The 15,763-nt window shown below is 38.2% G+C and carries 14 protein-coding genes; 10 read left to right on the plus strand and 4 right to left on the minus strand.

What is annotated here, in order from left to right; translation table 11 throughout:
- Positions 1-39 precede the first annotated feature (39 nt).
- A complete protein-coding gene (locus tag SMUL_RS09985) occupies positions 40-2,613 on the minus strand; it encodes an ATP-dependent Clp protease ATP-binding subunit (protein WP_025345111.1) in 2,574 nt (857 codons plus the stop codon).
- Between the two features lie 239 nt (positions 2,614-2,852).
- Here SMUL_RS09985 and SMUL_RS09990 point away from each other — a divergent pair, with 239 nt between their 5' ends.
- The 10 genes from SMUL_RS09990 (at position 2,853) to SMUL_RS10035 (ending at position 12,194) form a co-directional block, all read left to right on the plus strand.
- The gene (locus SMUL_RS09990; RefSeq protein WP_025345112.1) at positions 2,853-4,184 is read left to right on the plus strand and encodes a S41 family peptidase; all 1,332 of its coding nucleotides are present in this window, start codon (positions 2,853-2,855) and stop codon (positions 4,182-4,184) included.
- 12 nt (positions 4,185-4,196) lie between these two features.
- Positions 4,197-4,910, plus strand: a complete 714-nt coding sequence (gene purC, locus SMUL_RS09995; RefSeq protein ID WP_025345113.1) for a phosphoribosylaminoimidazolesuccinocarboxamide synthase — start codon at positions 4,197-4,199, stop codon at positions 4,908-4,910.
- Positions 4,911-4,931: 21 nt separating this feature from the next.
- Complete coding sequence (gene purS, locus SMUL_RS10000) at positions 4,932-5,177, plus strand: phosphoribosylformylglycinamidine synthase subunit PurS (protein ID WP_025345114.1); 246 nt, start codon at positions 4,932-4,934, stop codon at positions 5,175-5,177.
- A complete protein-coding gene (purQ, locus tag SMUL_RS10005; RefSeq protein ID WP_025345115.1) occupies positions 5,171-5,842 on the plus strand; it encodes a phosphoribosylformylglycinamidine synthase subunit PurQ in 672 nt (223 codons plus the stop codon). Before purS ends, purQ begins: the two co-directional genes overlap by 7 nt.
- A 4-nt stretch (positions 5,843-5,846) precedes the next feature.
- Positions 5,847-6,935 carry a hypothetical protein gene (locus SMUL_RS10010; RefSeq protein WP_025345116.1) on the plus strand — a complete coding sequence of 363 codons (1,089 nt, stop codon included), beginning with the start codon at positions 5,847-5,849 and terminating at the stop codon, positions 6,933-6,935.
- Between the two features lie 13 nt (positions 6,936-6,948).
- Positions 6,949-7,602, plus strand: a complete 654-nt coding sequence (locus tag SMUL_RS10015; RefSeq protein ID WP_223809818.1) for a lysophospholipid acyltransferase family protein — start codon at positions 6,949-6,951, stop codon at positions 7,600-7,602.
- Between the two features lie 145 nt (positions 7,603-7,747).
- The gene (gene htpG / locus SMUL_RS10020) at positions 7,748-9,619 is read left to right on the plus strand and encodes a molecular chaperone HtpG (protein WP_025345118.1); all 1,872 of its coding nucleotides are present in this window, start codon (positions 7,748-7,750) and stop codon (positions 9,617-9,619) included.
- 412 nt (positions 9,620-10,031) lie between these two features.
- Entirely contained in the window at positions 10,032-10,592 is a 561-nt protein-coding gene (locus SMUL_RS10025; protein WP_025345119.1) for an HAD hydrolase-like protein, read from the plus strand.
- Between the two features lie 16 nt (positions 10,593-10,608).
- Entirely contained in the window at positions 10,609-11,208 is a 600-nt protein-coding gene (locus SMUL_RS10030; protein WP_025345120.1) for a hypothetical protein, read from the plus strand.
- Positions 11,205-12,194, plus strand: coding sequence for a DNA-processing protein DprA (locus SMUL_RS10035; RefSeq protein WP_025345121.1), 990 nt, complete (start codon positions 11,205-11,207; stop codon positions 12,192-12,194). Before SMUL_RS10030 ends, SMUL_RS10035 begins: the two co-directional genes overlap by 4 nt.
- 77 nt (positions 12,195-12,271) lie before the next feature.
- Here the strand turns inward: SMUL_RS10035 and SMUL_RS10040 are convergent, their stop codons facing one another.
- The 3 genes from SMUL_RS10040 to SMUL_RS10055 form a co-directional block, all read right to left on the minus strand.
- A complete protein-coding gene (locus SMUL_RS10040; protein WP_025345122.1) occupies positions 12,272-13,270 on the minus strand; it encodes an IS110 family RNA-guided transposase in 999 nt (332 codons plus the stop codon).
- A gap of 304 nt (positions 13,271-13,574) precedes the next feature.
- Positions 13,575-15,311: a thioredoxin domain-containing protein gene (locus SMUL_RS10050; RefSeq protein WP_025345124.1), complete on the minus strand. Its 1,737-nt coding sequence runs from the start codon at positions 15,309-15,311 to the stop codon at positions 13,575-13,577.
- Positions 15,312-15,320: 9 nt separating this feature from the next.
- Entirely contained in the window at positions 15,321-15,713 is a 393-nt protein-coding gene (locus SMUL_RS10055) for a rhodanese-like domain-containing protein (RefSeq protein WP_025345125.1), read from the minus strand.
- Positions 15,714-15,763: the final 50 nt, after the last annotated feature.

Below are 15,763 nucleotides of genomic sequence, written 5' to 3' on the forward strand. Positions count from 1 at the left end.
TACATGTAAAAAGATTTACATGTAAGAAGTGTTTGTTCCTTAGTGTTGCTGTATAATGATTTCACCGTTCTTTGCATCGATAACGATGCTCTCGCCCTCATGCAATTTCTCTTCCAAAATAAGTTCCGCTAGTTTATCTTCCACAAGCTCATAAAGTGCCCTTTTAAGCGGACGCGCTCCATACACGGGGTCAAATCCAGCTTCGGCTATCAACGCTTTTGCTGCGACCGTAAGTTCAGCTTTAATCTCTTTGGCGGCAAGTTTCGTCTCAATCTCTTTGAACATAATGCTGACAATCTCGCGCAAACCATCTTCGCTTAACGGATTGAAAATAATAATATCATCCAGTCGGTTCAAAAATTCAGGTTTAAAATGCGTTCGTAGCTCTTTCATCACCTCTTCGGTGCGTTTTTCGCCCTCGTACATCATAATCTTATCGCTGGCAATATTAGACGTTAGAATAATAATCGTGTTTTTAAAATCAACCGTAATGCCCTTATTGTCCGTTAAACGCCCTTCATCCAGCACTTGAAGCAAGATATTGAAAACATCGGGATGCGCTTTTTCAATCTCATCAAAAAGAACGACACTGTACGGTTTTCTTCTAACTGCTTCGGTAAGTTGTCCACCCTCATCGTACCCCACATACCCTGGAGGCGCACCAACCAAACGACTGACAGAATGTTTTTCCATGTATTCACTCATATCAAAACGTATTAACGCTTTGGTTGTGTCAAACAAAAAGTTAGCGAGCGCTTTAGCACTTTGAGTTTTACCCACACCCGTTGGACCTAAAAAGAGAAAACTACCAATTGGTTTATTTTGCTCACTGAGTCCCGCTTTATTGCGCTTAATCGCTCGACCAATCGCCTTAATCGCCGCATCTTGCCCTATGACCTCTTTTTTTAGATGCTCTTCCACGGCTAAGACTTTAGCTTTTTCGCCTTGAAGCATTTTAGTCACAGGAATGCCCGTCCATTTACTTACAATAGTCGCGATCATCTCTTCATCCACACTGTTTTTAAGCAGTGTTCCGCTCTCCACCATCTTTTCCCATCTGGCTTTAAGCTCCTCTTCTTGTTTGAGAAGTTCAGGCAATTTACCGTATTCAATCTCAGCGGCTTTGTTAAAGTCACTGTTCTTTTTAGCAGTTTCCGCCTCACGACGCAAGGCTTCGGATTGTGTCTTAATCGAAGCAATATCGTTAAAAACACTTTTTTCTGTTTCAAATTGAATTTCAAGCGCGTTGCGTTTCTCTTTCGCATCGCTAAGCTCTTTTTCGATCATCTGGGTGCGCTCTTCATTTTTCTTATTTTTTTCCATCAAAAGCGCTTCTTTTTCAACCATCAACGTGCTCATGAGACGTTTGATGCGACTGAGCTCCGTAGGTTCACTCTCGATTTGCATCTTAAGCTCCGCTGCTGCTTCATCGATAAGGTCAATCGCTTTATCGGGTAAAAAACGATCACTGATGTAGCGTGAGCTCAGCTTCGCTGCTGCCACTAAAGCCGAATCCATAATGGTCACATGATGGTGCGCTTCCAAGCTCTCTTTAATACCACGTAAAATTTGCAATGCTTCGTTGATGCTAGGTTCATTAACCGTTACAGGCTGAAAACGACGTTGCAATGCCGCATCTTTTTCAAAATATTTGCGGTACTCTTTGAGTGTGGTAGCACCAATTGTATGCAGTTCACCGCGCGCTAAAGCTGGTTTTAAAATGTTGGCAGCGTCCATACTCCCTTCACTCGCTCCTGCCCCCACAATGGTGTGAATTTCATCGATAAAAAGAATGATATTGCCACTTTTTTTCACTTCATCGATGACCGCTTTGAGTCTGTCCTCAAACTCACCACGGTACTTTGCCCCTGCAATGAGTGCACTCATATCTAAAGCAATCACACTTTTATTTTGAAGACTGAGTGGCACGTCGTTGTGGGAAATTTTAAGCGCCAATCCCTCAGCTATCGCCGTTTTACCAGTTCCAGGTTCACCAATTAAAATCGGGTTGTTTTTGGTTTTACGAATTAAAATCTGCATCATACGGTGAATCTCTTCATCGCGCCCAATGACAGGATTGAGCTTGCCCTCAGAGGCTAGTTTCGTTAAATTGATTCCGTATTTATCAAGGGATTCAAGATTTTCATCGCTACTTTGTTTGTCAATCTTTTTGTTACCACGCAACGCTTCAAGGTTTTTCTTAAACTGCAAAAGATCAAGGTATTTTCCCAGAATTTTTTTGAGTGGATCACTATCAAGACTTGAAAGTAACCATGTATCGACGGATAAATAGCTATCGCCTTTTTGCTTCATCAAACCTTCAGCTTTTTGTAAAGATTCTACCAAAGAGCGTGAAATCGAAATATTTTCCTTACTGACATGAGACACAGTTGGAAGTTTTTGGACTTCACTCTTTACTTCAAGCTCTATCGCACTCTTATCAATATTCATTTTGTTAAAGACTTGATTGAGAATAGAAGCTGAATTGGTGATGAGTCCCCACGTTACATGTAAAGGGGTTGCTTCACTGTTTTTTGAGTGCAAAGCAAGGCTAATGGCGCTTTCGATCGCTTCGCGCATTTGATTGGTGAGTTGTTCAAAAAGTGAGTTCATAGGTCTCCTCCTGAGGTATTTGTATTTTCATATAATTTTACAACTTTGAGTGCATTAATGTCAAGTTTATTTAGCATTATGGCATTATATTTACTGTTTAAAAGCCATCATTTCAAGTCTTGGGTTACTTAAAATTTCGCTTGATTACCCAAGCGCCTTCATAGAAAATTTAGGGAACCTGCACTATAATCTTTGATCTCAAACTATACGCAATATCATGCGAGGAGCATACACACGCTATGAAACACTTACCATTTGCTACCGTTGGCTTTATTGCCACGTTTGTGGGGATTACAACCTTTTTTTCTTCAACCCTTTTTGCGGCTGATAATGCTGAAGGCGAAAAGAGCCGTCTGGCCTCTTTGGCAAAATTTACGCGCGTTTTAGCAACGATTGAAAAATATTATGTTGATGACATCAAAATTGATGACATCGTTAAAAAGTCAATTGAAGGACTTTTAACCAACCTCGATGCACACTCTTCGTACCTCGATGAAAAACACTTTAAAGATCTCAAGATTCAAACCGATGGCGAATTTGGTGGTCTTGGTATTACCGTAGGTCAAAGAGATGGCGCACTGACGGTTATTGCCCCGATGGAAGGGACACCTGCCGATAAAGCAGGTGTAAAAGCAGGCGACATCATCCTTAAAATCAACAAACAATCAACGCTCAATATGACCATCGATGAAGCGGTCAACATTATGCGTGGAAAACCCAATACGAGCATTGAACTCACATTGGTGCGTGAGGGAGAAAATAAACCTCTTACGATCTCGATTGTTCGCGATATTATCAAAATCGAATCGGTTTATTCCAAGATTATTGAAAATGAAAACATCCTCTATGTGCGTGTTGTCAATTTCGATAAAAACATTGTTGGCGATGTTCAAGAAGCCATCAATAAACATAAAAACGTCAAAGGTATTGTTTTAGATCTTAGAAACAATCCTGGTGGACTTTTAAACCAAGCTGTAGGCTTAGTCGACATCTTTGTGGATGAGGGCATCATCGTCTCCCAAAAAGGACGTGTTGAGTCTGAAAATGCGGAATACAAAGCAACCAAATCAGGGACCAATACCAAACTACCTCTGGTTGTTTTAGTCAATGGTGGCAGTGCGAGTGCGAGTGAAATCGTCAGTGGCGCATTGCAAGATCATAAACGTGCCATTATTATTGGTGAAAAAACCTTTGGTAAAGGAAGCGTTCAAGCGGTTCTTCCTGTTGTGGACAATGAAGCGATTCGTCTGACCATCGCACGTTATTACCTTCCAAGTGGTCGCACCATTCAAGCAGAAGGTGTTACACCTGATATTACTGTTTATCCAGGTGATGTACCGACAAAAGCCAATGAGCAAACCCTTAAAGAGAAAGATCTGAAAAAACATTTAGAGGGTGAACTGAAAAAAGTAGATGAAAACAAAACAGAAGTAAAAGAGACAAAACCAAAAGCAAAAACCAAAGAAGCAATGAAAGCCGATAAAGAGATTGTAAGTCAAGAGAATTTGTTCAAAGATTTACAACTTAAAAGTGCTGTTGATGCGATCAAAATACTTGCTATAAAAAAATAAGAGGAGAATCAAGTGAATAAAGGTGAATTGTTATACGAAGGTAAAGGTAAAAAACTGTTTTTGACAGACGATGAAAATCTTTTAGTTTCAGTGTTTAAAGATGATTTGACAGCATTTAATGCAGAAAAAAGAGGCAATGAAGCAGGCAAAGGCGCACTTAATTGTAAAATTAGTACCCAATTGTTTCACCTTCTTGAAAAACATGGCATTCAAACACACTTGGTCAAAACGCTTAACGATACAGAGCAACTGATTAAAAAAGTAAAAATTATTCCTATTGAAGTGGTTGTTCGCAATATTGCAACCGGCTCTTTAGCTAAACGTCTTGGTATTAAAGATGGTACGGTACTTCCTTTCACTTTGGTAGAGTTTTACTATAAAGATGATGCACTTGGCGATCCTATCATTAATGATGAACACTGCTTGTTGTTGAATCTTGTGAAGAGTGAGTCTGACCTTGAAGAGCTTAAACGCCTTGGTCGTGAGATTAACGTTATCATGAAAAGCTTTTTTGCAGAACGCAAGCTTAAACTCGTTGATTTTAAAGTTGAGTTTGGTGTGGATAAAGAGGGTAACATCCTTCTTTCGGATGAGATCAGTCCTGATAGTTGCCGTTTTTGGGATATGGATACCAATGAAAAATTGGATAAAGATCGTTTCCGTCAAGGCTTAGGCGATGTCAAAGTTGCTTATGAAGAAGTCCTAAAACGTATTCTATCTCACTAAAATCAAAGGAAAAGATAAACAATGAAAGTTATTGTCAACATTCAACTCAAAAATGGCGTTTTAGATCCACAAGGAAAAGCCGTTCATCATGCACTCTCTTCTTTAAAATTTGACGAAGTGGGTGATGTGCGTATTGGGAAGCAAATCATCCTTGATATCGCTGAGAGCGATAAAGCAAAAGCACACGAGAGAGTGACCATCATGTGCGATGAGCTTTTGGCCAATACCGTTATTGAAGATTACACCATTGAGTTTCCAGCATGCTAGTAGCCGTTGCTGTATTTCCAGGCACCAACTGTGAAATCGACACCAAATACGCTTTTGAAAAACTGGGACAAGAGGTTGTCCTTGTCTTTCATAAAGAAGAAAAACTACCAGAGGGAACCGATTTAGTTGTGCTTCCAGGTGGTTTTAGCTATGGCGATTATTTACGAAGTGCGGCTATTGCTAAATTTTCACCGATTATGAAAGCGGTCATTGACTTTGCCAATCAAGGTGGAAAAGTGCTTGGTATCTGCAATGGTTTTCAAATGCTGGTTGAAGCAAGACTCCTTCCTGGTGCGATGAAACGTAATGAGAATGTTCATTTTATCTCTCAGTTTCACCATCTTAAAGTGATTGCCAATGACAATACTTTTTTACAAAAATGCTCTATGGGTGAACTTTTAAATGTGCCTATCGCGCATGGTGAGGGAAGTTTTTACATTGATGAGGCGGGTCTTAAAGAGCTGTATGCCAACCATCAGGTACTCCTTACCTACACCAACGAAAAAGGCGATATTCAAAACCCTAATGGCTCAGTAGATTCGATCGCTGGTATTTGCAATAAAGCAAAAAATGTCTTTGGACTTATGCCGCATCCTGAGCGCGCTATTGAAAAGATTTTGGGCTCATCCGATGGTGTGAAAATGCTTGAGGGCTTTTTAAACTAACGTGATGAAGCAATTTTTCACACTCCTTGCACTCTTTTTAGCCTTCTTTACTTCTGCTTTTGCTGCTGAAGAGAGTGCTTTTTCAGGAAACTCAAAATCGCTGTTTATCTCTGTTGAAGAATCTCCTTCCAAAGTCTATGTGGGACAAATTTTTCCTGTAAAGCTCAAAGCTATTGTTGCAAACGATACCATTGATGGTCTTGGAAATACATTTTCAGGTGCCACCGGTGTCGAAGTGATTAATCCCCAAAATACGTGGGAACGCTCACGTGACAATACCTACTCCAATACCTTTTATTTTAAGATAAGCTCCAAAACAGCGGTTATGCCGCGACTGAGCGTTTCATTGATTCAGCGTCAAGAGGCATTGGAGAGTGAGGTAATTGCCTTCAATACTCCTCAATTGATTCAACTCAAAACCGATCCTCTCTTTAGCAATGTCATCGCGCAGAGCCTTACCATTAATAAATACAAAACAACCACGTTTGATGCAAAAAATGTGATTGTCGTCTTAGAGATTGAAACGACCGGTGCAAATTTAAAAGACTTTGCCTTAAGTGGCATTGCAAAAAGCGGTATAGACTCTTTCTCCGATACAGGTACGAGCCAAAAGATTTACTATTATGCCATTGTGCCGAACTATCAAAAAAGTTTTGACTTTACCTATTTTGATCTCACAAGCAATAAATTCAATAAAATCACGCTTCCTATGACGATTGAAAACGATGAGGTAAGCACTCAATTAGGGCTTAACCCAAAAGAGAGCATCTTTGAGTTTTACAAAACAATTGGCTATGGTGTACTCTCTTTTATCTTTTTTATTATTCTTATTAAACGCCGAAGATGGTACTATCTTCTGCTCTCATTGATCTTTTTAGCCCTCTTTTTCTTGGATCAAAACCCGCTCAATAACGCTAAACTTAAAAGCAATAGTAGCATTATGATCCTCCCAATGGAGCGCTCAACGGTCTTTTTTACGAGTGATAAAATCTTAGATATTGAAAAATTAGGTGATCGTGAAAATTACATTAAAATCTTGCTTCCTGATGGAAAAATTGGATGGACAGACCGTGAAAATATTATCAAAAATTAGAGGGTTTTACGTGATGGTAGAGTTTGTCATCACCGTACTGATCATCATTGTTTTGATGTACGCTTTTCGCAACCACACGCATCCGATTAGACGTACGTGGGGACACTTGCAAACCTTTTTAATGGGCTTTCGCATCAAACAAGTGGGCGAGGCAAGTCCAACCACGACGCTTTTAGTCCTGAACCATCAAAGCCTTGTGGATATTGTCGCCCTTGAGACCATTTATCCTAAAAATCTCTGCTGGGTTGCTAAAAAAGAGATTCAAGATATTCCACTTTTTGGGCATATTATCCCCGCTCCTCGTATGATCTCAATTGATCGTAAAGATAAACGCTCGATCATTAAGATGATCAAAGAAGGCAAAGAGCGTGTCAGTGAAGGTCGCGTGCTTGCCATGTTTCCTGAGGGCACACGCGGACGCGGTGATAAGCTTCTCAAATTCCAAAGTGGTGCTAAAATTTTGGCTGAGAAGTTAGAGCTTATCGTCCAACCTGCTATTATCGTAGGTGCGCGTCATATTTTTGATTCTAAAAACATTGATGCGCATGGCGGAGAAGTTCAGGTTATTTACCTTGATCCCATCAATCCTAAAGAGGATGAACAGTGGTTTGAAAAAATGCACGCAGCAATGAGCGAAAAATTAGCACTTGCGTTGGCTGTCCACTAAAAAACTGTTTTGAAAGTCACAAAAGTGGCTTTCAAATGCTTCTGATTTTGCTAAAATAACGCGAATTTTTTGAATGTGTCAAAAAACTTTCTTTACATGTAAAGCTTTTTGACACATTCAAACTACACATATTAAAGGATAGATTATGTCAAAACATCAATTTCAAACCGAAGTCACTCAGCTTTTAGACCTGATGATTCACTCGCTCTACTCCAACAAAGAGATCTTTTTACGTGAACTTGTCTCCAATGCTTCCGATGCACTCGATAAACTCAACTACCTTACCCTCACGGATGAAACGTACAAAGCGCTCTCCTATGTGCCACGTATTGACATTGCTATCAACAAAGAGCTCAAAACACTGAGCATTAGCGACAGCGGTATTGGTATGAATGAAGAAGAGTTAATCGAAAATCTAGGAACCATCGCTAAAAGTGGTACCAAATCATTCTTGCAAAACCTCAGTGGTGACAAAAAGAAAGACTCTAGCCTGATTGGTCAATTTGGTGTCGGTTTTTACTCAGCCTTTATGGTCGCGAATAAAATCGAAGTCATTAGCCGTAAAGCAGGTGAAGAAAAAGCGTACATGTGGAGCTCAACTGCAGGTGCTGAGTATGAGATCGCCGAAGTTTCCAAAGAGAGCCACGGAACATCCATTACGCTTTATCTCAAAGACGATGAAGATGAATTTTTAGAATTTTACCGCATTCAAAACGTCATTAAAAAATACTCAAACCACATCCAATTCCCTATTTTTATGGACAAAGAGGTCAAAGAGTATGACGATGAAGGCAAAGAAAAAAGCACTGAGATGAAAAACGAGCAGATCAACAAAGCCAGTGCGCTTTGGACAGTTGCCAAAAGTCAAATCAAACCTGAAGAGTACAAAGATTTTTACCAACAAATCTCTCATGATAGCACCGATCCACTCCTTTGGAGCCACACGAAGGCTGAGGGAAAATACGAGTACACCACCCTCTTCTACATCCCTTCCACACCTCCAATGGATCTGTTTAGAATGGACTATAAACCAGGTGTTAAACTCTATGTTAAACGCGTTTTCATTACCGATGATGAGAAAGAATTACTTCCTACCTACCTTCGTTTTGTCAAAGGTATTATCGATGCAGAAGACCTACCACTTAACGTCAGCCGTGAGATTTTACAGCAAAACAAAGTATTAGAGACGATCAAAAAAGCTTCGGTTAAAAAAATCTTGAGTGAACTCAAATCACTTAAAGAAAAAGAGAGTGAAAAATACCTTGAGTTCTACAAAAACTTCGGTCGTGTCGTTAAAGAGGGACTTTACAACGACTGGGACAACAAAGAAGCGCTTTTGGAACTTGTACTGTTCAAATCGTCCAAACGCGATGGATTTGTAAGCCTTAAAGAGTACAAAGAGGCGATGAAAGAAGATCAAAAAAGCATCTACTACATTACGGGTGAAAATGAGAAATTACTACGCAACTCTCCACTCATTGAGCAGTTTAAAGCTAAAGATATCGAAGTCTTATTGCTTGATGAAGAAGTCGATGCCATCGTCTTCCCTATGGTCGGCGAGTACGATAAAACACCTATTAAGCCAGTCAATAACTCAGACATTGACGAAGAGATCAAAGAGGACAAAGCCAAAGTAGAAGAGGATGAAAAAACCTACAAAGAAATTTTGGTCAAAATGAAAGAGATCCTCAAAGACGATGCCAAAGATGTCAAAATTTCGAGTCGTTTGAGTGACTCGCCATCATGCCTCGTGTACGATAAAAACGACCCAGATTTCCAAATGCAACAGATGCTCAAACAGATGGGACAGGATAATCTTCCTGCTGTTAAACCTATCTTAGAGATCAATCCTGAGCATGAGATTTTCAAAAAACTCAGCGCTAAAGCGGATCTTTTAGAACTTAATGACATCGCATTTTTATTGCTTGACCAAGCCAAGCTTCAAGAGGGAATGAAAATCGAAGATACCGCCGCTTTTGCTAAACGATTGAATCGTTTTATTGCAAAAGCACTTTAAAAAATAGCGTTACATGTAAGGATTTTTCCTTACATGTAAAAAATTGTACTTACCTTTCCAAACTACATTAAACCTCATTTTCATAAAACATCACATATGACTCAAATAGCGTAAAAGTTAAAAGTTTAGCCCCGACCCCTATAAAGGATTTTTCCTTACATGTAAACGATAACTGCCTTTACCTTTCCAAGCTTCATTAAACCTCCATTTTCATAAAACATCACACACGACGTCCAATCTTTGTAACATATAGACAGAAATTACAAAAAGTTAAAAGTAAAGCCCTGACCCCTATATCTTTTGTTTTTTTCGCTATATTTTGCTTTTTATGTTCATTTATTTAGGCATATCAGACTGTTTTGTATATAATGTTCGTTGAATAAATAGTTATACACAAAGGTAATAATACATTGTGGAAATATTAAATGAAAAAGTTTTTTTGATTTTTGACCTAGATGGAACTTTAATTGATACAGATGAGGCTAATTTTTTAGCTTATAAAGAAGCAATTCAACAAGTTAAAAATTTGAATTTACCGTCATTGTATCAAAGCACTGAAAGATTTACACGAGAACAACTAGAATCAATCATTCCAGATTTAAAGCTTCACGAATCTGAAGAGATAATTGATATAAAAAACAATGTATACAATAAATATTTACAAAAGACAAAAATCATTATTTCTACTTTAGAAATTATAAATAAATATTCTAAAACTCATCAGATTATTTTAGCTACAAATAGCCATAAACAGAAAGCAAATCTACTTCTAGAATATCATAATTTGTCAACTATATTTAAACATAAGTTTTTTAAAGAAGATTATAACAATCAAGAAATTAGTAAATTTAAATATGCGATGGATTATTTGAAAATTAGTCCAAATTTAGCGGTTATTTTTGAAAATGATAAATTAGAGATAGAACAAGCTCAACTCGCAGGTATTCCTGCTAAAAATATAGTTAATCTATAAAAAGGAGAATAAACTTATGAATAAATTTACAATTTATGCAAATGAATATTTAAGACAAAATATTCAAGGTTTTTATCACACGGACTATACTAGATATAGAAATCAAGGTAATCCTGATTATTTGAATGATTTAAAAAATACTTTCAATAATGATTCAAAAGAAAAGTTAGACAATTCCATAAACCCACTATATATAGCATTAAAAACTGATTTAACTTTATTTCCTAGAAACTTAACTATTTGCATAGTCCCAAGATCAAAAGCAGAAAATACTTATAGTCATAATCAGCTGTTATTTAAGAAGGTAGTGCAACATCTTATACATGAATTAGCTTTTCAAGATGGCTCTGATTATTTATTTAGACATACTGATACAAGAACAACCCATTTAGCTCACTCACCAAGAGCAGCCCAATATGCGGGAAATGGTGATATGCCATATCCAGGAATCACAAAAAACACATGTAATATTTCAAATGATGTAAAAGGTAAAAATATTTTATTGATTGATGATATTTACACAAATAATGTCAATATAGATGAAGATGCTATTCAGTCACTTTATGACAATGGTGCCAATTCCGTTATTTTTTATGCAGTGGGAAAAACAGTATGACATATTCAGAAAATGCGATAAACATATTAACAGTAAAAACTTATAAAGGGATTGGTACTGCTTGGATTGTAAAAAATTTAAGAGGGAATGAAAGTACAGAGACAATTGTTTCATTGCTAAATAATAATTCTAAACAAAATGAAATAATTACTATTGATGATTTTGAATTTAGTAAAAATCATATAAAAGAAAAATTAAGTAATTTTGAAGACAGTTGTGATGGTTTAATAGCAATTGGTGATAAGAATTTCCCGCGATATAGAGGTGATGTTAAAGAAAGCGAACAGCCTATTTTTCTTTTTTACAAAGGAGATATTGACTTATTAGATATTGACAACAATAATATCACTGTAATAGGTTTGCTAAATCCAGATGAAACAATCGAAACAAGAGAAAGAAAAATTGTTGAAGAAATTGTCAAACGAGATATAACAATAGTAAGCGGATTAGCTTTTGGCTGCGATAGTATTGCTCATCAGCAAGCTATAATTGGAGGTAAAACGATTGCAATTTTGCCAAGTCCACTTAATGATATATTACCTACCAAAAATAGAGATTTAGCATTTGAGATTGTAGAAGAAGGTGGTTTATTAATAACCGAATACTATGAAAAATTTAAATCAAAAATGGAATTAAGTAGTCGCTATAAAGAGAGAGATAGATTACAGGCTTTATTTTGCGATACGATAATTTTAGCTGCTAGTTATGCACAGGATTCAGCAACTCGTTGGAATATATATAACCAAAAACTTGATAGTGGGGCAAGATTAGCAATGGAATATGCAAAAAATTATAATATTCCTCGCGCTGTTATGTATAACCAAGATACTGATATTGATAACCCCATGTTTGATTTAAATAGACAGTTAATTTTAGAAGAAAAAAATATTACGATTTTAACTCAAAAAAATTTGGAAAAGATGATTGATAAAATAAAAGAAAAAAGATTACATTATAATAAGCCATTAAGTTTATTTGATCAATGACAAAAAGATATAACAAAGAGAATAAAGGGGACAGTTTCCACCTTTCACCTCCCTTAAATTTTTAACTATTTTTAACTTCAAGCCACCCTTTTTTCATCCAGCTTTAGAAATCTATTGGTATCATAAATCTCTCTGTTTTTAAACAGTGAAAATGCAATGACTACCATTTTACGCATCACAGCAATTTGTGCCACTGTGCTTTGTTTGCCTTTTTCTTTAAGTCTATTATAGAACATTTGCATATGAGGGTTATGATTGATAGCGATGAGGGTTGGCATAAAGAGGGTACTTCGAACAAGGCGTGAGCCTTGTTTTGATATGCGTGATTTTCGTTTCAGTGAACTGCCTGAGCTAACCTCAATAGGATCAAGCCCACAAAATGCCACAATCTCTTTTGATGAAGCATCACCATAGCGCATAAACAAATCAAACAGCACTAAGCCTGAAATAGTGCCAATACCTTTAAGTGAAGTTATCGCAGAAAAATGCTCCTCGTAGGCTTTGTTTGCTTTAATGAGTTCAAGCATTGTGGTGATGATTTCCTTCTCTTCTGCTTTAAGTGCTTTAATCTTAACACGTAGCTTTCTAATGATAAAAAGCTCATCCTCTCTGTTCAGTGCTGCTTCGAGTTGATTGGTTTTTACCACACGCTCTTTCATCACTGTTTTATAGTAGCGTAGATAATTTTGTAGGGTTTCTAGCTTGGCATCATAATGGGGAATAGCAATCTCTTCGCTTGGTGCAATCTTATGTATTTGATAGAGCATTCGTGCATCTACCACATCACTCTTATTGCGATTTTTAATCGTTTTGGCAAAAGCAGCACTTTGAGAAGGTTTGATGATGTAGCACAATATGGCATGTTGGGCACAAAAGCGTTTCACTAAAGTGCTATAACTTCCTGTAGGCTCGTAAATCCAAACAACCTCTACTGATTTACCATACCGTTTTTTCACTTTAGCGTACAGTTGTTTTAACCCTTTGAGACTATTTTCCGCTTCAATATCTTCATTAAACGTGCCTAGATGAATTTGTAAACTTGCCTTGGAAATATCAATTCCGATATACTCATACACAAGAACCTCCTTGAAATAAAGAAGAGTTCGTTAGTGTCGGCATCGTACCGACATGATCGTCGAACCTAAACTCTGACTCGTACAATACGGTCTGCTTTATGCGACCTTGTTTCCACTCGGGCTTTTGGGTTCGACTGCTTAACTGTCCCTCAGACTCACTTTTCATGGTCTTGGCTAATTCCAACATGTCATTGAACTCTTTGTATAATACTATCCAAAAGCTCTTTTCGAGTGGATTTTGAATGATACGAGGCTACTTTAATGGAACTAGGCAATAAATCTTTTACATGTAAGGATTTTTTCCTTACATGTAAAGTGTGATTGCCCTCACCGCTTCGGGATACGCATGAGTGTACTTTTGAATACCTGAGCCAAAACTCTCCAACATATCTTTCGCGCGGATAAACAACGCTGTGTCATTTTCGATCTTCGCTAATTCAAAAAGATTTTTAATCATAGTTGAAAGCGGGCTTTTGTAGCTGTTATCTTCCAAAACGGCTTTGGCACGAAAGGCTTTATCGGAGAGATACCATGTCTCTTCTTTGTAAAATTTATGCTCTGCCTCATGGCTGAGTTTCTTTGCCAACTCTAAGTAGTTTGTCTCTTTCGTATGTGCGTAGCCACGCAATAAGCTTTCGATCACAAAAGCATAATCTTCCAATAACGCTTCCACTTTCAAACTGCCACCTAAGACGATTTGATGGTACAAAATGCCGTTTACATGTAAAGTATTTAGAAGAGAATCGAGCACGCTTTTCGCTTTCTCAATTTTTCCCGCTTCAAAAAGTGCAGTCACCATTAAAGCGTTCCATGCAGTTAAAATCTTTGTGTCAATAAACGGATACACCACCCGTTGACGTACCTCTTTTAACATCGCGATGGCTTCATCCAAACGAGCAGGTTTTTCGTTACATGTAAGAACAGGATTGGTGGTTTGGTGCTCGAAATTTCCAAATTTTGTGATGCCAAAATAGTCCATAACAGCCTTCGTTTCCACTTCACTTAGCCCACCTTTTAAGAGCGCTTCTTTGGCTTGAAGAAAGCCAAAAACAAAGTATTTGCCCTCTTCTCCTTCACTGTCTGCATCACTGGCACTCAGGTACAACCCCTCTTTTAAAAAACGCTCATCCATCGCTTCAATGGTTTTATCAACCACTTCATTAAACAACGGTTTTTGCGTAAGCGAATACAATTTGGCATAGACTTCGATCAGCTCAGCATTGGTGTAAAGCATTTTTTCAAAATGGGGAATCACCCAAGCTTCATCGACACTGTAACGGTAAAAGCCACCCTCAATTTGGTCGTTTATGCCTCCTTGTGCCATCGCAAACAGCGCATCTTCGCTCATATACAACGCTTCAAGGTTTTTAGTTTGGGCGTAAATATCCAAAAGTGCGTTCCATGTGGACGCATGGGGAAATTTAGGCGCACTTCCAATGCCTTTGGAAACATCATCAAAACTCGTTTTTACCTTGCTCACAAAAGCTTCAATCACCGCTTCGGTGTGAATACTCTGCTTTTGCTCAAAACTTCGCTCATACTGTTTGATCGCAGCTTCAATACTCTGCGCACTCTTTTGCACCTCTTCATACGCATCGTCAAACTTGCCCTTAATGAAACTCGTCAGCTCCCTAAATCCCATGCGACCCTGCGCACTTACTGGTGGTAGATACGTTCCTGCAAAAATAACTTGTTGCTGTGGCGTCATAATGATACTCAGAGGCCACCCACCGGAGCGTTTGGTGAGCAGATAATGCACATCTTGGTAGTATTTATCCAAATCTGGCATCTCTTCTCGATCGACTTTGATGCTGACATACGCGTCATTGAGTACCTTAGCGCTTACGTCATCTTCAAACGTCTCACGCTCCATCACATGACACCAATGACAGGTGCTGTAGCCGATGGAGAGAAAGATCAGCTTGTTTTCATCTTTGGCTTTGGCAAGCGCTTTATCGCTCCATGCCATCCAATTAACGGGATTATGCGCATGTTGCAACAGATAGGGAGAATCCTCATGGATCAGTTCATTTGTGTGCATCACAGGCTCCTAGGGGTTGTAAGGCGTCGGTGTGTAGCCTTTTTGAATCAGCGATTTCATACCGCCTTTGAGATTGACCACTTTGTAGCCTTGCTTTGAAAGAAGCTCCGAAACAGCAGAGGTTCGACTTCCCGTACGGCAAATAAGCGCAAACTCTTGATCTTTGCTCACATATTTATCCAATGTTTTCATGAAAGCTTCCGCGTCATAGCGTCCTTGCTCATCAAAAAAGGTTAAAGGAATGGCATTTTTGACGATTCCTGTCTCTTTCCATTCGGGCATGGTTCGAATATCGATGATTTTGATGCCACTGTTAACCACCGCTTCGCTTACATCCACATGTCGCAGTTCAGCAAATAAGAAGGTAGAAAAAAGGGCGATAAGCAGTAAAATTTTAGACATGAAAAACTCCTCACTTTTTAGGAGTTATTCTATCCCTTTTAAGTTAGCAA

The organism is Sulfurospirillum multivorans DSM 12446 (assembly GCF_000568815.1).
In the GTDB taxonomy this organism is placed as follows: domain Bacteria; phylum Campylobacterota; class Campylobacteria; order Campylobacterales; family Sulfurospirillaceae; genus Sulfurospirillum; species Sulfurospirillum multivorans.